This is a genomic window from Glutamicibacter bergerei, assembly GCF_054495185.1.
In genome coordinates, this window is sequence record NZ_CM137131.1 from 1100150 (window position 1) to 1122986 (window position 22837).

A 22837-nucleotide genomic window follows, 5' to 3' on the forward strand; every position below is an offset into this window, starting at 1 on the left:
GCAGGCGTTTAGGGAACGAGGAGCACCTTGCCGGTGGTCTTTCGCGATTCCAGCGCCCGATGCGCCTGATCCGCATCTTTGAGCGCGAACTCCTGGCCCACCCGAATATCGAGCTCACCGGAAGCCACCCAGCCGAATACATCGCCAAAACGCCAGGCGCGTTCTTCGTCGGTGGCCAAAAAGTCTGCGAGCTTCGGGCGCGTGACGGTTAATGATCCACCCGCGTTTAAGCGCTGCAGATCAAAGGGTGGCACCTGGCCGCTGGCTCCTCCAAAGAGTGCGAGTGTGCCGCGGCGCTTGAGTACCTTCAGCGAAATGTCAAAGGTGTCTTTGCCGATGCCGTCGTAGACCGCATGCACGCCCTGGCCCTTGGTGACCTTGTCAACGGTGGCCTCCACCTGGTCGTAATCCACCACGTAATCTGCTCCGGCGGCACGCGCCAGGTCTTTCTTTTCTTGGGTGGAGGCGGTGGTGATCACCGTCGCGCCCTTCATCTTCAGGATCTGAGTCAGTAACAGGCCCACTCCGCCGGCGCCGGCGTAGGTGAGAATGACGTCGCCCGAACGGACCAGGTAGCTCGAATGCGTCAGGTAGTGCGAGGTCATGCCCTGCAAGGGCAGCGCCGCGGCCAGGCGCAGATCAACGTTGGCCGGCACCTTGCCCAGTTGGTTTTCGTCGACCACCGCAAATTGCGCGTAGCCCTTGGTACCGCTGGAGGTAGCAACGCGGTCCCCGACCTTCAGGTGACGCACGTTCTCACCTAGCTCGGTCACGGTGCCAGAAAATTCGGTTCCCGGGGTGAAGGGGTAGTCCACCGCGTAGACGCCGGAGCGTTGATAGGTTTCAATGAAGTTCACGCCGACCGCTTCGATCTTTACCAGGACCTGGCCCTCGCCCGGGGCTTCGATGGGGGCATCACCTAGTTCCATCACTTCGGGTCCACCTGCGTGGGAGACGAGTATGCTCTGCTGATTCATACGATGCGCTTCCAATCTTTGTCCCTTGCCAAGTTGCTGGCCGTTGCCTGATCCCAGTCTAAGTGTGGCGGGTGTGAGCTCGATGAGCGACAACCCAGAGCTGGCATGAAATGACGAACAATTTATGCATATTTATTAGGTTTGATGCATAACCGGTTGTAGAGTGAGGTCATGACGATTTCAGTTGCTGTCTCCGGCGCCAGCGGATACGCCGGAGGCGAAGTCCTTAGAATTTTAGCCAATCACCCAGAGGTAGAGATTGGTGCGATCACCGCGCATTCCCAAGCCGGATTGCGACTAGGCGGCATCGCCGCGCATCTTCACTCCCTGGCCGATCGAGTGCTGGTGGAAACCACCGTGGAAAACCTTGCCGGACACGACGTGGTCTTTCTTGCCCTTCCGCACGGCGCGAGCGCAGCGGTGGCGGCGGCCCTGCCCGAATCTACCCTGGTCATCGACGCCGGCGCGGATCACCGCCTGGAATCGGCGAGCGCCTGGGAAAAATTCTACGGCTCACCACACGCCGGATCCTGGCCCTACGGACTGCCCGAACTTCCCGGGGCGCGCGAGAAACTCGCCGGCGCCAAACGCGTAGCAGTACCTGGTTGTTACCCCACCGGCGGCCAGCTGGCCCTCGCCCCGGGCTACCACGCCGGGTTACTTGAGCCACAAGACGTAGTGATCGTTTCCGCCTCCGGCACCTCCGGCGCGGGAAAAAGCGCCAAAACCCACCTGCTGGGCAGCGAAACCATGGGCTCGATGAGCACCTATGGCGTCGGCGGTATCCACCGCCACATTCCCGAAATGGAACAGGGCCTTTCCAAACTGGCCGGGGAGGACGTGACCGTGTCCTTCACCCCGACGCTGGCCCCAATGCCGCGCGGTATCCTGACCACCGCCACCGCGCGGGTCAAGCCAGGAGTGCGCGCCGCCCAATTACGCGAGGCCTGGGCATCGGCCTACGCCAACGAACCATTTGTGCACCTGCTGCCCGAGGGCCAGTGGCCCACCACCGGCGCGGTGCAAGCCTCAAACCACGTGCACATGCAATTAGCGTTCGACGAGCACGCCGGACGAGTGATCGTCACCGCCGCGCTGGATAACCTCACCAAGGGCACCGCCGGCGCCGCCGTGCAATCGATGAACATCGCACTGGGCTTGCCCGAAACCACCGGATTGTTAATGCAAGGAGTCGCACCGTGAGCCTGACCCACACCCCAACCTTTCCGCAGGCCACACTGGCCGGAGTCACCGCACCGGCAGGATTTAGCGCCGCAGGTGTGCCAGCGGGCCTGAAATCCACGGGTAAAAACGACGTGGTGCTCGTGACCAACCAGGGCCCGAACTATGCGGCGGCCGCGGTCTTCACCGCCAACCGCGTGGCGGCGGCTCCGGTGCACTGGTCCAAACAGGTGATCACCGATGGCCGAGTGGACGCGATCGTGCTGAACTCCGGCGGCGCCAACGCCTGCACCGGAGCCGAAGGCTTTGCCAACACCCACCAGACGGCCGAACATGTGGCCCAACTTTTGAACATTTCCTCCGGTGACGTGGCCGTAGCCTCCACCGGGTTGATCGGCGAACAACTGCCGATGGACAAGCTGCTACCCGGAGTAGAGCGCGCAGCAACCGCGCTCGCCGGCGGTCAGGACGCTTCCGATCAGGCGGCGGCCGGCATTATGACCACCGATACCGTGCCGAAGATCGCCTCGCGCACCGTGAATGGTTACACCTTGGGCGGTATGGCCAAGGGCGCGGGCATGCTCGCCCCGGCGCTGGCCACGATGCTGGTGGTGCTGACCACCGACGCGGTGCTCGACGCCACACAGTTAGATGCCGCGTTGCGCGCCGCGACCTCGGTCAGCTTTGACCGGGCGGACTCCGATGGCTGCATGTCCACCAATGACACGGTGCTGCTGATGTCCTCCGGCGCCTCCGGGATCACCCCGGACGCGCAAGAGTTCACCGCCGCGCTGGCCGATATGTGCCAAGAGTTGGCCGCAAAGCTCATCGACGACGCTGAGGGTGCACAACACACCATCGCGGTCCGGACGTTTAATGCCGCCACCGAGGCCGACGCGCTGGAGGTCTCCCGCGCGGTATCCCGATCGAACCTGGTGAAAACCGCGATCTTCGGCAAGGACCCCAACTGGGGGCGGGTGCTCTCCGAGGTCGGCACCACGCGCGCCGCCTTTGAACCCGATGAACTGAACGTCTCGATCAACTCGGTGATGGTCTGCAAAAACGGTGGTGTCGGCGAGGATCGTTCGCTGGTCTCGCTAGAGGATCGTAACGTGTCGATCGACATCGATTTGAACGCCGGATCCGCGCAGGCCACCATCTTGACCAACGATCTAACCCATGACTACGTCCACGAAAACTCCGCCTACTCCAGCTAGGCACGCACCCTAGGAGCCCGGCCACGATGCCGCACACCGCACAAAGTCACCTCGGCGCCGCCCGTACCAAGGCCGAAGCGCTCATCGAAGCGCTGCCCTGGATTCAACGTTTTGCCGGAACCACGATGGTCATCAAATACGGTGGCAACGCGATGGTCAACGAGTCGCTACGCCGCGCCTTCGCCGAAGACATCGTGTTCCTGCGTCACGCCGGAATCAACCCGGTGGTGGTGCACGGCGGCGGACCGCAGATCAACAAGATGCTCGACACGCTGGGCATCAAGTCAGAATTTCGTGGCGGGCTTCGGGTGACCACACCCGAGGCGATGGATGTGGTGCGCATGGTGCTCACCGGCCAGGTGCAGCGTGACCTGGTGGGCCTGATCAACTCGCACGGGCCCTACTCGGTGGGCATGTCTGGGGAGGACGGCGCGATGCTCCAAGCGGTTCGCACCGGTACCCTCGTCGACGGGCTGCCCGTTGATTTGGGTTTGGTCGGCGAGGTGACCCGCGTACGCACCGATCAGGTGGACTCGCTGGTGGAAGCCGGAATGATCCCGGTTATTTCCACCGTGGCACCGGAATTTGATGCGGCGGGGGAGCCAACCGGGGCGATTCTCAACGTTAACGCGGATACCGCGGCCGCGGCGCTGGCCACCGCGCTGGGCGCCGCCAAACTGGTCATCCTCACCGACGTGGAGGGCCTTTACGCGGCATGGCCGGACAAGTCCTCGCTGATCAGCTCGATTACCAACGATGAGCTGCGCACCATGCTGCCCACCTTGGAATCGGGCATGATCCCGAAGATGGGTGCCTGCCTGAAGGCGGTCGACGAGGGAGTGGCCCAGGCCCATATCGTCGACGGCCGTGAGGCGCACTCGATGCTGCTCGAAATTTTCACCACTGCCGGGGTTGGCACCCAGGTGGTACCCCAGGATAAGGAATCTAAGTGAGTCAGGAATTGCACCCAAACGGTGCGCTGAATCAGGCCAATGAGCTCTCCTCGATGCATGGGGCCGAGCTGACTGAGCGTTACAACAAGTCACTGCTCGGCGTTTTTGGCACCCCCTCACGGGTTTTGGTGCGTGGCGCCGGCTGCCATGTGTGGGACGCCGACGGCAACCGCTACCTGGACTTGCTTGGCGGCATCGCGGTCAACACCCTCGGTCACGCGAACCCTTTGCTGACCAGTGTGATCACCAGTCAGTTGGCCACCCTGGGGCACGTGTCGAACTTTTTCAGCACCCCCACGCAGATTGCCCTGGCGGAGAAGCTACTAGAAATTTCTGCCGCGCCGGCCGGTTCCAAGGTGTTCTTCACGAACTCCGGTACCGAGGCGAATGAGGCGGCGTTGAAGCTCACCCGGCGTAATGTCGGGACCGAGCAGACCCCGCGCACCAAGGTGATTGCCCTGGAACACTCCTTCCATGGCCGCACCCTCGGCGCGCTGTCGCTGACCTATAAGCACAAGTACCGTGAACCCTTCGCCCCGCTGCCAGATAATGTCAGCTGGATTCCGGCCGGAGATATCCAGGCGCTGCGCGAGGCGGTTGACGAAACCGTTGCGGCGGTGTTCATCGAACCTATTCAGGGTGAAGCCGGGGTGCGTGAGCTGGAGACAGAGTACCTGCGCGCGGCGCGCGAGATCACCCAGGCCGCCGGTGCACTATTGGTTTTTGACGAGGTGCAGACCGGCATGGGCCGCACCGGGCAATTTTTCGCCTCCGCACCGGTGCTCCCGGACGTGATGACCCTGGCTAAGGGGCTGGGCGGCGGATTCCCGATCGGCGCGATGATCGTCTTCGGTGAAGAAAATACCAGCTGGCTGACCCCGGGGGACCACGGCACCACCTTTGGTGGCAACCCGGTGGCCTGCGCCGCGGGGCTAGCCGTCATCCACACCATTGAAAACGAGAAACTACTGGAGCATGTGCGCGAAACCGGTGACTGGTTACGCGCCGCGCTGGCCGAGCTGGACGGGATTAGCGCCGTGCGCGGCCGCGGCCTGCTGACCGCCTTTGAATTGCAAACGGCGGTAGCGCCGAAGTTTGTTTCCGCCGCGCTAGATGCCGGGTTCATCGTCAACGCCACCGACGAACACACCATCCGCCTGGCCCCACCACTGATTATTACCCGCGAACAACTCGAAACCTTCCTCGCCGCCGTGCCACAGCTGCTGACCGCGGCCGTCTAAACCTTGCGAACGAACAGCCCGGCTACCGCCGGAAACTAAGGAATCATCCCATGAGTCTTACCCGCCACTTCCTCACCGACCTTGATCTAAGCCCGGCAGAGCAGTCCAAGGTCTTGGACCTCGCCGCAGCGATGAAGGCCGATAAATACGGCTTCACACCCTACGCGGGCCCACAATCCGTCGCGGTCTTCTTCGACAAAACTTCCACGCGTACCCGCGTTTCCTTCCACGCGGGCATTGCCGAGTTGGGCGGCTCACCGCTGATCATCAACTCCACCGATTCGCAGCTGGGGCATAAGGAGACCATCGCCGATTCCGCCCAGGTGTTGGCGCGAATGGTATCCACTATCGTGTGGCGCACCTACGCCCAGTCCGGGCTCGAAGAGATGGCTGCGAACTCGACGGTGCCGGTCATTAACGCGCTATCTGACGATTACCACCCCTGCCAGCTGCTGGCGGACCTGCTCACCGTGCGGGAACACAAGGGCAAAACCGCGGGGCTGACCATGGTCTACCTGGGCGACTCCGCCAACAATATGGCCAACTCCTACCTGCTAGCCGGGGTCACCGCCGGCATGCACGTGCGTATCGCCGGTCCCGAAGGCTACCTGCCGTCGGCCGAGATTATCGCCGCCGCCCAGATTCGTGCCGAAGAAACCGGCGGTTCGGTGGTCATCACCACCGACGCGGCGCAAGCGCTGGAAGATGCCGACGTGGTCGTCACCGACACCTGGGTATCCATGGGGCAGGAAGATGAGAAGGCGGCGCGACAGAAGCTCTTCGTGGATTACGCGGTGGATGCCGAGGCGATGATGCTTGCCAAGGACGATGCGATCGTACTGCACTGCCTACCGGCCTACCGCGGCTACGAGATTTCCGCCGAGGTGCTCGACGGCCCACAGTCGGTCGTGTTCGACGAGGCCGAGAACCGGGTGCACGCGCAGAAGGCCATCATGACCTGGCTGATGGTCGCCTCCGGTCTGGCGCAAGATCCCCGAGTGGAGCTCTAAATGTCGGTACAGCCAAGCACCAAAACCGCGCGCCAAGCCCGGATTCGTGCGTTCTTGGGCAATAATTCGGTTAAATCTCAGGCAGAACTGCTCGGGTTGCTCAAAGATGACGGGTTGGAGGTCACCCAGGCTACGCTTTCCCGGGATCTGGTGGAGATCGGAGCCGTGCGGATCCGCGACCACCTGGGCCAACTGATTTATGCGATCCGCCAAGAGGGTGGGGACCGTTCCCCGCAGACCGCCATCACCCAGGAGGTGCTCGACGCGCGCCTGGCTAAGATCTGTCAGGAGCAGTTGGTCACCGCCGAGGGCTCGGCAAATATCGTTGTTTTGCGCACCCCGCCGGGGGCCGCGAACCTGTTGGCGCTGGCCATCGACCACTCGCAGATTCCCGCAATTCTGGGCTGTATCGCGGGCGATGACACGATTATGGTGATCACCCGCGCCGCCGACGGGGCCAGAGAAGTGGCCAGCCGCTTTTTACAGCTGGCCGAACCGCGCTAGCCGGGCGGGACGCACACAAATTTCATGCACGATCAGCGCGCCACCGAAAGGGTTTCCACCCGCGGTGGCGCGTTGCGTTAACCCGTCATTACGTCGGCGCATCATGGGCGCACAGCTCACATGGTCAGAGATAAAATTACCCGTCACCGCTGACGCGCGGTGACGGGTAATGATGTTTTCTGACGGTTAGGCTCGTGGTGCTAGGCAGCCAACTGGTCTACCGAAGACATTCCAAAGGCCTCTTCGAAGGCCTCTTGAACTTCGTCAGTATGCGACACCATGACGATGCGGCGGATTGGCGAAACATGCTTATTCGTTTCCACCCATGCGCTAATGGTGTTAAAACCAATTCGAGCGACCGTTTGTGCAGGCCAGCCGAAAGCGCCGGCACCCACTGCAGGAAACGCGACGGAGTGCGCCTCATGCCGCGCCGCCAGATAGAGCGAATTGCTAAAACAATCGGCCAGGATCTTCGGGTTGGGTTTAATCAGTGCGAGGTTTGGCGCCGCGGTATGGATGACCCACTTCGCGCTAAGGTTTCCGGCCTTCGTCGCCACCGCAATACCTGAAGGGATTCCGTCGGGGTATCTGGCCGCACGAACTGCACGACAGGCGGCCAGCAGGGCAGGCCCGGCCGCCGCATGAATAGCTCCATCGACGCCGCCCCCACCCAATAACGAGGGATTGGCTGCATTGACGATGGCATCAACGTTCAACGTGGTGATATCACCGCGGTACAACTGGATTTCCATGGGGTTTCCTCCAACGAAGTATCCGTATTCGGCTTTGTGTCTCTCACCATACGCTCGCGCTGGCACCGGCGGAAGTAGCAAACGCACAACTCACCGTGTCCTGACAAAAAATCTATACCTAGTTCACAGGTTCGGCCCCGATCCGGCATTTGCGTTGGGTGCGGCGCCTGGCAGCGCGTGGCGAACGGCGGCATCGGCGATAAATTTGCCGACGATCGTGCCGAGGTCTTAGTAGTGCACGCCGAACTCGCTGAATAATTATGAGTGTCAATGCATAATGCTTTGCTAGAGTGGAAGCAGCGCATCATCAACTTTGCCCGTCGCCCGGCGGGATCTGGCTGAAAGGAACGAGTTATGTCCTCGTCAACAAATGAAGGATCGCTCTGGGGTGGCCGCTTCTCCGGTGGGCCAGCAGAAGCGATGGCAGCACTGAGCAAGTCCACCCACTTCGACTGGCGCTTAGCCGGCTACGACATCGCCGGGTCCCGCGCTCACGCCAAGGTGCTCCAGCGCGCCGGGCTGCTGACCGAGACCGAACTGACCGACATGCTCGCCGCGCTGAACCAGCTCGAAGCAGATGTGAAGTCCCAAGCCTACGTTGCCGCCGAATCGGATGAAGATGTGCACGGCTCGTTGGAGCGCGGGTTGCTGGAACGTGCCGGCACCCAATTGGGCGGCAAGCTGCGTGCTGGCCGTTCCCGCAACGACCAGATCGCCACCTTAGGCCGGATGTTCCTGCGCGACCACGCACGGATCATCGCTTCCGGTGTTATCGATACCATCGACGCGATGCTCGACCAGGCCAAGGCGCACCCGTACGCGCCGATGCCCGGCCGCACCCACCTGCAGCACGCCCAGCCGATCCTACTTTCGCACCTGTTGCTCGCTTACGCGTGGCCGTTGCTGCGCGATGTGCAGCGCTTTGCCGATTGGGACAAGCGCGCGGCGGTTTCCCCTTATGGTTCCGGTGCGCTGGCCGGGCAGACCCTCGGGCTTGATCCTAACTTCGTCGCCGCGGAATTGGGCTTCGACTCGGCGGTCTTCAACTCGATCGATGGCACCGCTGCACGCGATGTCTTCGCGGAATTCTCCTGGATTACCGCGATGATCGGCGTAGACCTGTCCCGGGTGAGCGAAGAAGTCATCCTGTGGGCCACGAAGGAGTTTAGCTTCGTGAAGTTGCACGATGCGTTCTCCACCGGCTCCTCGATCATGCCGCAGAAAAAGAACCCGGATATTGCCGAGCTTGCTCGTGGCAAGGCCGGACGTTTGATCGGCGACCTAACCGGACTGATGGCTACGCTCAAGGCACTGCCGTTGGCCTACAACCGCGACCTGCAGGAAGACAAAGAACCGGTATTTGACGCGGCGGACACCCTAGAAATGTTGCTGCCGGCGATGGCAGGCATGATGGGCACGCTGACCTTTAACACCGAGCGCATGGCGCAGCTCGCGCCGCAGGGTTTTGCACTGGCCACCGACATTGCCGAATGGTTGGTCCGTCAGGGTGTGCCGTTCCGTGACGCGCACGAACTTTCCGGTGCCGCGGTGCAGCTGGCCGAATCGCGTGGCGTGGAGCTGTGGGATTTGACCGACGAAGAATACGCCGGCATCTCGGAGCACTTAACCCCGAAGGTGCGCGAGGTCTTGTCCACCGAGGGTTCGCTCAATGCCCGTAATGGCCAGGGTGGCACCGCCCCGAGCGCCGTCGCAGAGCAGATTGTCGAGTTTGAACGCCAGCTTGATCAGATTCGCGCCTGGGTCAAAGGCTAAAGCAACACTGCACTAATAATCCGCTTTCCGGGCGGCCGATTAGCCACGCATACCGCATGGTTGAGCGGCCGCCCGGCGCGTTGTGGGTGCCGGACTTCTGCCCGGGAACCGGCTCGCGCTAGAGTGTGTGCCATGACACTTCAACTGCCTCCAGCCCAACTCATTGCACACGTGACCACCGCCTTGGACGAACTGGTCGCGCAGCTTTCCAGCTTGGCTGACGAAGATTTCGCCAAGCCCAGTTCGTTGCCCGGCTGGAGCACCGCGCAACTGGTGGCGCACCTGCATTCGTTGGCGCTGGCCGCAAACCGGCAATTTGAGCAGGCCGGTTCCGCGCAGTTACCACCGATGTACGACGGGGGAGCGGCCGGGCGGATCGAGGCGATCAATATGGCCGCGCTGATGCGACCGGAAAAACTACGCGAACTGGTGAGCGCATCCTTAGGCCAGTTACGTGAAACCCTCACCACCGTGCAACCGCATTTCGAAGAGCCAGTGGGCTATCGTCCGGGAGCGAAGGTGGCCGATATGGTCTACGCGGTCTGGCGAGAAATGCTGATCCACGCCACCGACCTGAACGAATTTATCCGTCCCGCCGCTAGCTGGCCCCAAGAATTTTCCGATCACCTCCTGCGTGCCCTGGCGGCTCGGGTGAAGCCAGAGGACCGCATCGTATTGCAACCCCATGGCCGCCAGCGTCAGGTGATTGGTGAGGGAGAGCGATCCTGGGTACTTGAAGGAACAGATTTTGACTTGGCCGCCTGGTTGTCCGGCCGGCCGGTGGGCGGGGTGGTTCGTGCCACGCAGGCCGCGGATTCGGCCGATTTCCCCACCTTACTGCCGTGGCCCAGCGACGTATTGATGGCGCGTTAAACCCCGGTCGACTCCAAACGTGTGCGCGATCGCAGAGCAAAAGACGACTTCCGGTCCTTCTTAAGCCGTTTGGCGCACTAAAATATTACGCGTGACTAATAACGAGAGTATAAGTGAGCTGCTAGACCGACTGTGCGCAGTGGTGGCAGACTACCCACAACCCGGGGTCTCTTTTAAAGACCTCACCCCGGTGTTTGCCGACCCTCAGGGGTTGCGCCGACTGGTAGATGAGCTGATCGCGCCCTTCGCCGGACAGTTCGACATCGTTGCCGGGCTTGAAGCGCGTGGATTTGTGCTTGCCGCCGCGGCCGCCTACGCCTCGGGCCGCGGAATGCTGACCATCCGTAAGGCCGGAAAGTTGCCGCGCGAGGTATACCGCGATGATTACACCTTGGAATATGGCTCCGCCTCGCTGGAGCTGCACAAGGATGAGATCGCGCCAGGCACCCGAGTGTTGGTGCTTGACGATGTGCTCGCCACCGGTGGAACCGTGGGTTCGGCGGTACGTTTGATCGAACGTGCCGGCGGTGTGGTGGCCGGAGTCGGCGTAATTTTGGAGCTCGAAGAACTCGGCGGACGTGCCAACTTGGGCGATCACCAGGTGCTCAGCTTACAAAAAGTTTAGTGTTTCGCACCGGAGCCGGTCACCGGTCATGGCCGGAAGATGACGTACGTGACTTCGCGGGATTAACCCCGCGCCGAACAACGCGCGTATCATAATCTGTCCTGTATATAAGCGATATGAGCGCGAGGGGAACCAAGATTGAGCGGTACGATCGAGCAGGATCTGCTCGCCGAAAGCCAGTATGTCTCACGACTATATGACCGGCTTGATGAGTTGCGCGCCGAAAAGGTTCAGCAGCTTGCACGCACCCGGGCTACCGGCGCGGTAGGCACCTTCCAAAACCAGTCCGAACGTGACTCCTTTGCGAGCCTTTACGAGGACCGCATCGCGCAATTGGACGCGGTGCAAGACCGGTTGGTCTTTGGCCGGTTGGACCTGGCCGAGCAGGGCGAAGCGCAAGCGGAGTCCAACGGTGCGGGGAATTCGCCGCGCTATATTGGACGCATCGGGCTCTCCGATGAGGAACTGAACCGGTTGATGATCGACTGGCGCGCCTCGGAAGCCGCACCGTTTTATCAGGCGACCGCGCTAAACCCGCGCGGTGTGCGCCGACGGCGCCACCTGATGCTCAAGGGCCGCACCGTGGCCGGTATCGAAGACGATGTGCTCGACGGAACCTGGCTCGATGAGGGGCATACGCACCACGGTGAAGGTGCGTTGATGGCCGCGCTGCGCGAAAAGCGCACCGGCCGTATGGGCGACATCGTCGGCACCATCCAGGCCGAGCAGGATGCGATCATTCGCGCCGATCTTCCTGGGGCCGTAGTGGTTCAGGGTGGACCGGGTACCGGTAAAACCGCCGTCGCGCTACATCGTGCCGCTTTTCTGCTCTATGAATACCGCGAACGGCTCAAGCACGCAGGCGTGCTCATTGTTGGCCCGTCCAATTCATTTATGCGCTATATCGAACGGGTGCTGCCTTCGCTGGGTGAAACCGGCGTAGTCATGTCCTCGGTGGGCGAGCTGTACCACGGGGTACATGCTGGTCCGGAAACCGCACGTAATGTCGCCCGGGTGAAGGGTCGACTATCGATGGCGAAGGTCATCGGCGCCGCGGTGCGCAACCGCCAGCGTCTGCTGGCCGAAGACCGCACGGTAGTTGTCGAAGGCACCCGGCTCACGCTGACTCGCGGTATGGTGCGCAACGCCCGCGAACGTGCCCGGCATACGCATAAGCCGTATAACGAGGCGCGCGAAACCTTTACCAAGGTGATCGTCGGGGATTTGGCCGAGCAGTTGCGCCGTAAGCTGGAGGAATCTGCCGGCCAGCCAAGCGCCGCGGATCGTTCATACCTTCCACAGGAGGTACGCGAATCCTGGGATGTGCGCGTGGCCATCAACCTCTGCTGGATGCCGATGACCCCGCAGGGCCTGCTCTCCGAGCTTTTTGCTAAACCGCATTTGTTGGAGGCCGCCGCCCCGCGGATGTCGCCGGCGGACCGCGATGCCCTGTTCCGCCCGGCCGGTTCGCCCTTCACCGAAGCTGACGTGCCGTTGCTCGACGAGGCAGCGGAACTGTTGGGCGAGTTTGTGAACCCACAGGATCTGCCCGATACCTCGCAGTACGAGCGCGACGTGGAAAACGCCAAACGGGCGCTGGACAATATGGATACGATGCTCGCCAACGCGGGGATCGATGGAGTGGTGACCGCGGAGCAGGTAGCCGCGGTCAATCAGGAAACCGCCGCCTCGGCCAGCGCGGCCGAACGTGCAGTCTCCGATCGCACCTGGGCCTACGGGCACATTGTGGTCGACGAAGCCCAGGAGCTTTCGCCGATGCAGTGGCGGCTTTTGGTACGCCGTTGCCCGATGAAGTCCTTCACCATCGTCGGGGATATCGCGCAGACCTCCGCCGCCTCGGGTGCCAATAGCTGGGCCCAAGCATTGGAACCGTTCTTCGCGGACCGCTACAAACTCGAAGAACTCACTGTCAATTACCGCACCCCGGCACAGATTGCCGATGCTGCGGTGCGCGTGGCTCAGGCCGCGGGCTTGCGAATCACCACGCCGCAAGCGGTACGCGAAGGTGACTGGCCACCGGTGATCACCACCGTAGGCAAGGGTGAGTTGATCCAGAGCCTGATCGAGCAACTGCCTGGCGAATTGGAATACTCAGCCGGCGGGTTGCAAGCGGTGATCGTGCCACAAGAATTGTTGGCTGCCGCCCGTGCTGCGGTCACCGAGCTCTACACAGAGCGGGTGGGCACCGGATCCGGTGGCCTGGCACAGGACATCGTGGTGATTTCCGCCCGCGAATCGAAGGGTCTGGAATTCGACGGGGTCATGATCGTGGAACCGGCACTGCTGGTGGCAGAGGTAGACGGGGGAGTGGGCGACCTGTATGTAGCGATGACCCGCACCACCCAGCGTCTGCACGTGATCCACAACCAACCACTGCCGGCCGGGTTTACCGAAGCCTAAGGCCAAGGTTTTACTCCCGCACGAGTTTTTGTGGGTGTGATCGGCGGTACAAACTACGCCGTGGCGACGGGATTTTGCTAATGTTGAGAGCGTGTCTGAGAATAAGCAGAATCCCGTCATTGCGGGACAGAGTAATGATCCCTCCTTCGAGAACATCTGGCAGGAACTAAAGTGGCGCGGCCTAGTGCACGTGTCCACCGATGAAACCGAGCTAGAGCGAGCCCTGGCCGAGGAGAGTATCACTTACTATTGCGGGTTCGATCCGACCGCACCCTCACTACACCTAGGCAACCTCGTTCAGTTGTTGAATATGCGTCGACTACAGTTGGCCGGTCACCAGCCACTGGCCCTGGTCGGTGGTTCCACCGGACTGATCGGTGATCCGCGGCAGACTGCCGAGCGCACCCTGAATACCAAAGAAACCGTGACCGAATGGGTCACTCGTCTTCAGGGGCAGGTCTCGCGCTTCCTGTCCAACCAGGGGCCGAACGCGGTACGTCTGGTGAACAACCTGGACTGGACCTCACAGTTATCAGCGTTGGACTTCCTGCGCGACGTGGGTAAGTACTTCCGTGTGGGGACAATGATCAAAAAGGAAATTGTTTCTGCACGGCTGAACTCCGATGAGGGCATCAGCTACACCGAGTTCTCCTACCAGGTGTTGCAGGGTTATGACTTCTTGGAGCTCAACCGCCAATACGGTTGTACCTTACAGACCGGTGGCTCTGACCAATGGGGCAACCTGACCAGTGGTACCGACCTGATCCGCAAGGTTCAGGGCAAGTCCGCTCACGCCTACGGCACTCCATTGATCACCAACTCCGATGGCACCAAGTTCGGCAAGTCCGAAGGTAACGCCATCTGGTTGGACGCAGAAATGTGCAGCCCATACGCGCTCTACCAATTCTGGCTCAATACCGCCGATGCCGATGTAATTGATCGTTTGAAAGTCTTCACTTTCTTAACCCGCGAGCAGATTGAGGCGTTGGCGGTCGAGGTCGCCGAACGTCCGTTCAAGCGCCAAGCTCAGCGCGAACTTGCCTGGTTGGTGACCTCATTGGTTCACGGTGAAGACGCCACCAATAAAGTCATCGCTGCCTCGGCCGCAGTATTCGGCAACGGAGATCTGAACGAGATCGATCTGCCAACACTGGAATCAGTGCTGGTTGAGCTGCCTTCGGCTCAGATAAGCGCCGATGATCTAGGTATCTTGAATGTGCTTCATGCATCGGGGCTTAGCGAATCACTTTCGGCAGCGCGCCGTACCGTGAACGAGGGTGGCGCCTACGTAAATAACGAAAAGGTAACCGGCATCGATTCGGTGCTTAGCAACGAGGACTTCCTGCACGGTAAGTACGCCATCGTGCGCCGCGGCAAGAAGAACATGGCAGTTGTCGAGCTAACCGCTTAGTCAAGTACCAACGTATTTCAGCTAAAAAAGAGAAACCGTCAGAAAAGTCTGTGAACCACGACACCTTTCTGGCGGTTTTCTTGTGTTCAAAACACTAAACTACTAGTCAGGCTAAGTTTATTGGTGATTTTTGGTGGGAATAGCCGATTTGCGCGTCGCCGAGAATGAACGTATAGTTTTTCTCTGTTGCCGAAACGAAAACAACGTGGAATACACGAAGAATTCATTCGGTAGCAAAGAGCTTTTCACAAGGCGTTTCGACTGGTTATGACCGGTTCACGAAACATGCTAAAGTTGAAAAGCTGCTCCGGAGCGAAGCAGTCACCGAGTTTTGGTGGTTGTGGTGTCGAGAGTGTTTGTTGTTTGAGAACTCAATAGTGTGCCAAGTTTGTTGATACCGAATTATTTTTAATTTGGTGGATATATAACATTTGCTTGGAATGATGCACCCCCGTGTGTTGTTTCAAGTGTTTTTATTCGCCAGGATTTTATCATCGATTCTTCCCTTATTTTCCAAGGGGTTTCGGTGGCTTTTTGTTTTTTATGGAGAGTTTGATCCTGGCTCAGGATGAACGCTGGCGGCGTGCTTAACACATGCAAGTCGAACGATGACCCCGTGCTTGCACGGGTGATTAGTGGCGAACGGGTGAGTAACACGTGAGTAACCTGCCCCTGACTCTGGGATAAGCCCGGGAAACTGGGTCTAATACTGGATATGACCTTTAACCGCATGGTTTTTGGTGGAAAGATTTATCGGTTGGGGATGGACTCGCGGCCTATCAGCTTGTTGGTGAGGTAATGGCTCACCAAGGCGACGACGGGTAGCCGGCCTGAGAGGGTGACCGGCCACACTGGGACTGAGACACGGCCCAGACTCCTACGGGAGGCAGCAGTGGGGAATATTGCACAATGGGCGAAAGCCTGATGCAGCGACGCCGCGTGAGGGATGACGGCCTTCGGGTTGTAAACCTCTTTCAGTAGGGAAGAAGCGAAAGTGACGGTACCTGCAGAAGAAGCGCCGGCTAACTACGTGCCAGCAGCCGCGGTAATACGTAGGGCGCAAGCGTTATCCGGATTTATTGGGCGTAAAGAGCTCGTAGGCGGTTTGTCGCGTCTGCCGTGAAAGTCCGAGGCTCAACCTCGGATCTGCGGTGGGTACGGGCAGACTAGAGTGATGTAGGGGAGACTGGAATTCCTGGTGTAGCGGTGAAATGCGCAGATATCAGGAGGAACACCGATGGCGAAGGCAGGTCTCTGGGCATCTACTGACGCTGAGGAGCGAAAGCATGGGGAGCGAACAGGATTAGATACCCTGGTAGTCCATGCCGTAAACGTTGGGCACTAGGTGTGGGGAACATTCCACGTTTTCCGCGCCGTAGCTAACGCATTAAGTGCCCCGCCTGGGGAGTACGGCCGCAAGGCTAAAACTCAAAGGAATTGACGGGGGCCCGCACAAGCGGCGGAGCATGCGGATTAATTCGATGCAACGCGAAGAACCTTACCAAGGCTTGACATGTTCCAGACCGCCTCAGAGATGGGGTTTCCCTTCGGGGCTGGTTCACAGGTGGTGCATGGTTGTCGTCAGCTCGTGTCGTGAGATGTTGGGTTAAGTCCCGCAACGAGCGCAACCCTCGTTCCATGTTGCCAGCACGTAAAGGTGGGGACTCATGGGAGACTGCCGGGGTCAACTCGGAGGAAGGTGGGGATGACGTCAAATCATCATGCCCCTTATGTCTTGGGCTTCACGCATGCTACAATGGCCGGTACAATGGGTTGCGATACTGTGAGGTGGAGCTAATCCCTAAAAGCCGGTCTCAGTTCGGATTGGGGTCTGCAACTCGACCCCATGAAGTCGGAGTCGCTAGTAATCGCAGATCAGCAACGCTGCGGTGAATACGTTCCCGGGCCTTGTACACACCGCCCGTCAAGTCACGAAAGTTGGTAACACCCGAAGCCGATGGCCTAACCACCTTGTGTGGAGGGAGTCGTCGAAGGTGGGACTGGCGATTGGGACTAAGTCGTAACAAGGTAGCCGTACCGGAAGGTGCGGCTGGATCACCTCCTTTCTAAGGAGCTAACCAATTATTGGTTGCCCGTTTCTGTCACGAGTGTTGGCAGGCGGGTTGCTCATGGGTGGAATATCAATGAACTCAATACCGGAAAAACAGATGCAGCTCATGTTGTGTTTGGTGGTATTGGCTGTGGCTGCATGGTGTTCATGCTTTCTTAGTACGCGTTTGCTTCTCCTTTGGGGGTTGTGGGTGTTGGAATGAGGGTGTGGGGGCCAGGTGGTTTGTATGGTTTGGCATGCTGTTGGGTTTTGAGGCAACAAGCCCCCTTTTGTTGAGGGGTTTGGTGTTTCAGTGTTTGTCCTGTGTCTTTGCACGGTCATCGTGATGGTTCGCTCTTTAGGGGGTGGGTTGTTGGTGGTTTGTGTGGGGGTGTGGGGTTGTTGTTTGGGAACTGTATAGTGAACGCGAGCATCTTATAAGATGACCATGTTAGAGAGCCTTTTGGGGTTTTTTGGTGTGGTTGTTTTGTGATTTTGTTGATTGTTTTATAGCTCAAACTTGAGAACTTGTTTTGTGTTGAAGTTTTTAAGGGCGCACGGTGGATGCCTTGGCATCAGGAGCCGATGAAGGACGTGGGAATCTGCGATAAGCCTGGTGGAGTCGATAACCTGACGTTGAGACCAGGATTTCCGAATGGGGAAACCCCGTACGGTGTCATGCCGTATGACCCGCAGCTGAATGTATAGGTTGCGTGGAGGGAACGCGGGGAAGTGAAACATCTCAGTACCCGCAGGAAGAGAAAACAATAGTGATTCCGTTAGTAGTGGCGAGCGAACGCGGATGGGGCTAAACCGGTTGGTGTGTGATAGCGGATAGGCGTTGCATCACCGGGGTTGTGGGGCCCACATGTGCCAACCCTATCTGGTTGGCGGGATGAGGTGCAGGCGTATAGGTGAATCGGTTGGAATGCCGGACCAGAGAGGGTGATAGTCCCGTAGGTGTAATGCGTGTCTGCCGTTCTAGTGTGGGTACCCGAGTAGCACGGGGCTCGAGAAATCTTGTGTGAATCTGCCAGGACCACCTGGTAAGCCTGAATACTACCTGATGACCGATAGTGAATCAGTACCGTGAGGGAATGGTGAAAAGTACCCCGGGAGGGGAGTGAAATAGTACCTGAAACCGTGCGCTTACAATCCGTTAGAGCATGACCCTTGTGGTTGTGTGATGGCGTGCCTTTTGAAGAATGAGCCTGCGAGTTAGTGCTGTGTCGCGAGGTTAACCCGTGTGGGGAAGCCGTAGCGAAAGCGAGTCTGAATAGGGCGTTTGAGTGGCACGGTCTAGACCCGAAGCGAAGTGATCTACCCATGGCCAGGTTGAAGCGTGTGTAAGAGCGCGTGGAGGACCGAACCCACTTCAGTTGAAAATGGAGGGGATGAGCTGTGGGTAGGGGTGAAAGGCCAATCAAACTTCGTGATAGCTGGTTCTCCCCGAAATGCATTTAGGTGCAGCGTTATGTGTTTCTTACCGGAGGTAGAGCTACTGGATAGCTAATGGGCCCTAAAAGGTTACTGACGTTAGCCAAACTCCGAATGCCGGTAAGTGAGAGCGTAGCAGTGAGACTGTGGGGGATAAGCTTCATAGTCGAGAGGGAAACAGCCCAGAACGCCAACTAAGGCCCCTAAGCGTGTGCTAAGTGGAAAAGGATGTGGAGTTGCTGTGACAACCAGGAGGTTGGCTTAGAAGCAGCCACCCTTGAAAGAGTGCGTAATAGCTCACTGGTCAAGTGATTCCGCGCCGATAATGTAGCGGGGCTCAAGCACACCGCCGAAGTTGCGTCATTCAGATATTTACCCGGTTTCGATTGGGTGTTTGGATGGGTAGGGGAGCGTCGTGTGGACGGTGAAGTCGCGGTGTAAACCAGCGGTGGAGACCACACGAGTGAGAATGCAGGCATGAGTAGCGAATGACGGGTGAGAAACCCGTCCGCCGAATGATCAAGGGTTCCAGGGTCAAGCTAATCTGCCCTGGGTGAGTCGGGACCTAAGGCGAGGCCGACAGGCGTAGTCGATGGACAACGGGTTGATATTCCCGTACCGGCGAAGAACCGCCCATACTGAGCGATTGATGCTAACCAGTGTTGAGCATGACTGTTGCGACCTTCGGGTTGTTTGTTGTGTGAGGTGTTGGGAACCGATGTTGTGAGGTCAGCGTATTAACAGGTGTGACGCAGGAAGGTAGCCGAGCCAGGCAATGGAATTGACCTGGTCCAAGGGTGTAGGGCGAGTCATAGGCAAATCCGTGACTCATATAGCCTGAGACCTGATAGGCGCCCACTTTGGTGGGTGATTTGGTGATCCTATGCTGCCTAGAAAAGCATCGGCGCGAGGTTCTAGTCGCCCGTACCCCAAACCGACACAGGTGATCAGGTAGAGAATACTAAGGCGATCGAGAGAATCATGGTTAAGGAACTCGGCAAAATGCCCCCGTAACTTCGGAAGAAGGGGGGCCTGCCCCGTGGAGAAGACTTGCTCTTCTTTTGCGGGTGTGGGCCGCAGAGACCAGGGGGAAGCGACTGTTTACTAAAAACACAGGTCCGTGCGAAGTCGCAAGACGATGTATACGGACTGACTCCTGCCCGGTGCTGGAAGGTTAAGAGGACCGGTTAGCAACTTGTTGCGAAGCTGAGAATTTAAGCCCCAGTAAACGGCGGTGGTAACTATAACCATCCTAAGGTAGCGAAATTCCTTGTCGGGTAAGTTCCGACCTGCACGAATGGAGTAACGACTTCCCCGCTGTCTCAACCATGAACTCGGCGAAATTGCAGTACGAGTAAAGATGCTCGTTACGCGCAGCAGGACGGAAAGACCCCGAGACCTTTACTATAGTTTGGTATTGGTGTTCGGTGCAGCTTGTGTAGGATAGGTGGGAGACTGTGAAGCTCGGACGCTAGTTCGGGTGGAGTCATCGTTGAAATACCACTCTGGCTGTACCGGTCACCTAACTTCGGACCATGATCTGGTTCAGGGACAGTGCCTGATGGGTAGTTTAACTGGGGCGGTTGCCTCCTAAAATGTAACGGAGGCGCCCAAAGGTTCCCTCAGCCTGGTTGGCAATCAGGTGTCGAGTGTAAGTGCACAAGGGAGCTTGACTGTGAGAGTGACAGCTCGAGCAGGGACGAAAGTCGGGACTAGTGATCCGGCGGCACCTCGTGGAAGGGCCGTCGCTCAACGGATAAAAGGTACCTCGGGGATAACAGGCTGATCTTGCCCAAGAGTCCATATCGACGGCATGGTTTGGCACCTCGATGTCGGCTCGTCGCATCCTGGGGCTGGAGTAGGTCCCAAGGGTTGGGCTGTTCGCCCATTAAAGCGGTACGCGAGCTGGGTTTAGAACGTCGTGAGACAGTTCGGTCCCTATCCGCTGCGCGCGTTGGAAATTTGAGAAGGGCTGTCCTTAGTACGAGAGGACCGGGACGGACAAACCTCTGGTGTGTCAGTTGTACTGCCAAGTGCACCGCTGATTAGCTACGTTTGGAAGGGATAACCGCTGAAAGCATCTAAGCGGGAAGCCTGCTTCGAGATGAGATTTCCATGCACCTTGAGTGTGAGAGGCCCCCAGCTAGACCACTGGGTTGATAGGCAGGATGTGGAAGCAAGGACTAAAGACTTGTGTAGCTGACCTGTACTAATAGGCCGATGACTTACAACACACTGTAAAGCAATTATTTGAGACAATTATTGTTCGCGTTCACTATACGGTTACGAGACAACAACCTTGTAACACACTGATTCCTTGTAGAAGGGGGTTGGCTGTTCATTGGATCCACTCTTGGTGGGTTTGGTGTGTGGTTGGCTTGCTTTGACGGGGTGTTGGTACATAATATTTTTTGGATGAGCATTGGGATGCCTGATGTTGTTTCGAGACTGTTACGGCGGTCATAGCGTGGGGGAAACGCCCGGTCCCATACCGAACCCGGAAGCTAAGGCCCACTGCGCCGATGGTACTGCACTCGTGAGGGTGTGGGAGAGTAGGTCACCGCCGGACTTAACTTGAAGTAGTTATGTCAGTAATGATGATGGTTTGAGGCCCTGGACACTTATGGTGTTCGGGGCCTCACCTGTTTAACCAGTAGATGCTGGCTGGGTTGCTGTTGCTGTTGCTGCTGCTGGTTGCCGGCTGCGTGGTTGCTGCTGGCTGGGTTGGTGTGGGTGGTGTGTGGGGTTCTGCCTGGAAGGGTGGGGCCCTTGTGCTGTTTAAAAGGAGATGGCTGCCCCCTATTTCATATTGAGTGTCTGCCCACATTGTCCTAGTTTCCTATGGTATGAGGAGTTACCTCCCGTAGACTTGATAAAGATGTACATGCCACTCGGCATGATAAATACTAAATAGTGAAGTGCATCGCAGAGGCGATCACGAAGGTTGCGGTTTTGAGATAGCCGCTGAAGGGGACATTACATGTCTAACGAATTCCGCCGTAGTTCAGAACGAGGACAGGGCGACTTCCGGAGCTCAGATTCAAACCGCAACAACTCGCGTGATGGCTTTAAGCGCAACGACGATCACCGTGGTGGTGGCTTCAAGCGCGATGACAACCGTGAAGGTGGCTTCCGCGGTAACCGCGACGAAAACCGTGGTGGCTTCAAGCGTGACGACAACCGTGAAGGTGGATTCCGCGGTAACCGTGACGACAACCGTGGTGGTGGCTTCAAGCGTGACGACAATCGTGGTGGCGGCTTCAAGCGCGATGACAACCGTGAAGGTGGATTCCGCGGTAACCGCGACGAAAACCGTGGCGGCTTCAAGCGTGACGACAACCGTGAAGGTGGATTCCGCGGTAACCGCGACGAAAACCGCGGTGGCTTCAAGCGTGATGACAACCGTGAAGGTGGCTTCCGCGGTAACCGCGACGAAAACCGCGGTGGCGGCTTCAAGCGTGACGACAACCGTGGTGGCTTCAAGCGCGATGACAACCGTGAAGGTGGATTCCGCGGTAACCGCGACGAAAACCGTGGCGGCTTCAAGCGTGACGACAACCGTGAAGGTGGATTCCGCGGTAACCGCGACGAAAACCGTGGCGGCTTCAAGCGTGACGACAACCGTGAAGGTGGCTTCAAGCGTGACGAAAACCGCGGTGGCGGCTTCAAGCGTGACGACAACCGTGGTGGCGGCTTCAAGCGTGACGACAACCGTGGTGGCGGCTTCAAGCGTGACGACAACCGTGAAGGTGGATTCCGCGGTAACCGTGACGACAACCGTGGTGGTGGCTTCAAGCGTGATGACAACCGTGAAGGTGGATTCCGCGGTAACCGTGACGACAACCGTGGTGGTGGCTTCAAGCGTGACGACAATCGTGGTGGTGGCTTCAAGCGTGATGACAACCGTGGTGGTGGCTTCAAGCGTGATGACAACCGTGAAGGTGGCTTCCGCGGTAACCGCGAAGAAAACCGCGGTGGCGGCTTCAAGCGTGACGACAACCGTGGTGGCGGCTTCAAGCGCGATGACAACCGTGAAGGTGGATTCCGCGGTAACCGCGACGAAAACCGTGGCGGCTTCAAGCGTGACGACAACCGTGGTGGCGGCTTCAAGCGCGATGACAACCGTGAAGGTGGATTCCGCGGTAACCGCGACGAAAACCGTGGCGGCTTCAAGCGTGACGACAACCGTGGTGGCGGCTTCAAGCGCGATGACAACCGTGAAGGTGGATTCCGCGGTAACCGCGACGAAAACCGTGGCGGCTTCAAGCGTGACGACAACCGTGGTGGTGGCTTCAAGCGTGATGACAACCGTGAAGGTGGCTTCAAGCGTGATGACAACCGTGAAGGTGGCTTCCGCGGTACGAGCGATCGCCCAGAACGTGGGAACCGCTTCGATGATCGTTCCAACGAA

Annotated in this window: 13 protein-coding genes, 3 rRNA genes and 1 pseudogene; 15 read left to right on the top strand and 2 right to left on the bottom strand. The window is 58.8% G+C overall.

Annotated elements, in window-relative coordinates:
* Positions 1 to 8 precede the first annotated feature (8 nt).
* A complete protein-coding gene (locus ACX5K5_RS05110; RefSeq protein WP_459175125.1) occupies positions 9 to 977 on the bottom strand; it encodes a quinone oxidoreductase family protein in 969 nt (322 codons plus the stop codon).
* Positions 978 to 1148: 171 nt separating this feature from the next.
* Between ACX5K5_RS05110 and argC the strand changes: the two genes are divergently transcribed.
* The 6 genes from argC to ACX5K5_RS05140 are packed head-to-tail and all read left to right on the top strand — an operon-like array spanning position 1149 to position 7084.
* On the top strand, positions 1149 to 2180 hold the full coding sequence (argC, locus tag ACX5K5_RS05115) for an N-acetyl-gamma-glutamyl-phosphate reductase (protein ID WP_188684847.1): 1032 nt from the start codon (positions 1149 to 1151) through the stop codon (positions 2178 to 2180).
* Positions 2177 to 3376, top strand: coding sequence for a bifunctional glutamate N-acetyltransferase/amino-acid acetyltransferase ArgJ (argJ, locus tag ACX5K5_RS05120; protein ID WP_170947735.1), 1200 nt, complete (start codon positions 2177 to 2179; stop codon positions 3374 to 3376). The genes argC and argJ overlap by 4 nt, the downstream gene beginning before the upstream one ends.
* A gap of 26 nt (positions 3377 to 3402) precedes the next feature.
* Entirely contained in the window at positions 3403 to 4329 is a 927-nt protein-coding gene (gene argB, locus ACX5K5_RS05125; protein WP_442346962.1) for an acetylglutamate kinase, read from the top strand.
* Between the two features lie 53 nt (positions 4330 to 4382).
* Positions 4383 to 5570: an acetylornithine transaminase gene (locus ACX5K5_RS05130; protein ID WP_188684906.1), complete on the top strand. Its 1188-nt coding sequence runs from the start codon at positions 4383 to 4385 to the stop codon at positions 5568 to 5570.
* A 50-nt stretch (positions 5571 to 5620) separates the two neighbouring features.
* Positions 5621 to 6580 (top strand): ornithine carbamoyltransferase, encoded by a 960-nt coding sequence (gene argF, locus ACX5K5_RS05135; RefSeq protein WP_459175126.1) that lies wholly within the window; start codon positions 5621 to 5623, stop codon positions 6578 to 6580.
* Positions 6581 to 7084 carry an arginine repressor gene (locus ACX5K5_RS05140; RefSeq protein WP_096254456.1) on the top strand — a complete coding sequence of 168 codons (504 nt, stop codon included), beginning with the start codon at positions 6581 to 6583 and terminating at the stop codon, positions 7082 to 7084.
* 200 nt (positions 7085 to 7284) lie between these two features.
* On the opposite strand, the gene ACX5K5_RS05145 is transcribed toward ACX5K5_RS05140, so the two are convergent.
* Positions 7285 to 7836, bottom strand: coding sequence for an O-acetyl-ADP-ribose deacetylase (locus ACX5K5_RS05145; RefSeq protein ID WP_459175127.1), 552 nt, complete (start codon positions 7834 to 7836; stop codon positions 7285 to 7287).
* Between the two features lie 354 nt (positions 7837 to 8190).
* Here ACX5K5_RS05145 and argH point away from each other — a divergent pair, with 354 nt between their 5' ends.
* The 9 genes and pseudogenes from argH to ACX5K5_RS05190 form a co-directional block, all read left to right on the top strand.
* Complete coding sequence (gene argH / locus ACX5K5_RS05150; RefSeq protein WP_096254454.1) at positions 8191 to 9609, top strand: argininosuccinate lyase; 1419 nt, start codon at positions 8191 to 8193, stop codon at positions 9607 to 9609.
* 132 nt (positions 9610 to 9741) lie between these two features.
* Entirely contained in the window at positions 9742 to 10482 is a 741-nt protein-coding gene (locus ACX5K5_RS05155) for a maleylpyruvate isomerase family mycothiol-dependent enzyme (RefSeq protein WP_459175128.1), read from the top strand.
* 91 nt (positions 10483 to 10573) lie between these two features.
* Positions 10574 to 11107 (top strand): adenine phosphoribosyltransferase, encoded by a 534-nt coding sequence (locus tag ACX5K5_RS05160; RefSeq protein ID WP_382344629.1) that lies wholly within the window; start codon positions 10574 to 10576, stop codon positions 11105 to 11107.
* Between the two features lie 138 nt (positions 11108 to 11245).
* A complete protein-coding gene (locus ACX5K5_RS05165; RefSeq protein ID WP_346060342.1) occupies positions 11246 to 13528 on the top strand; it encodes a HelD family protein in 2283 nt (760 codons plus the stop codon).
* A gap of 91 nt (positions 13529 to 13619) precedes the next feature.
* On the top strand, positions 13620 to 14939 hold the full coding sequence (tyrS, locus tag ACX5K5_RS05170; protein ID WP_170947734.1) for a tyrosine--tRNA ligase: 1320 nt from the start codon (positions 13620 to 13622) through the stop codon (positions 14937 to 14939).
* 540 nt (positions 14940 to 15479) lie between these two features.
* A 16S ribosomal RNA gene (locus ACX5K5_RS05175) occupies positions 15480 to 17005 on the top strand.
* A 521-nt stretch (positions 17006 to 17526) separates the two neighbouring features.
* Positions 17527 to 20660 (top strand): 23S ribosomal RNA (locus ACX5K5_RS05180).
* A 218-nt stretch (positions 20661 to 20878) separates the two neighbouring features.
* Positions 20879 to 20995: ribosomal RNA gene (gene rrf, locus ACX5K5_RS05185) — 5S ribosomal RNA — on the top strand.
* Together the 16S, 23S and 5S rRNA genes form the textbook arrangement of a ribosomal RNA operon.
* A gap of 411 nt (positions 20996 to 21406) precedes the next feature.
* Positions 21407 to 22810: pseudogene (locus ACX5K5_RS05190) on the top strand (hypothetical protein); the annotation flags it as partial.
* Positions 22811 to 22837 lie beyond the last annotated feature (27 nt).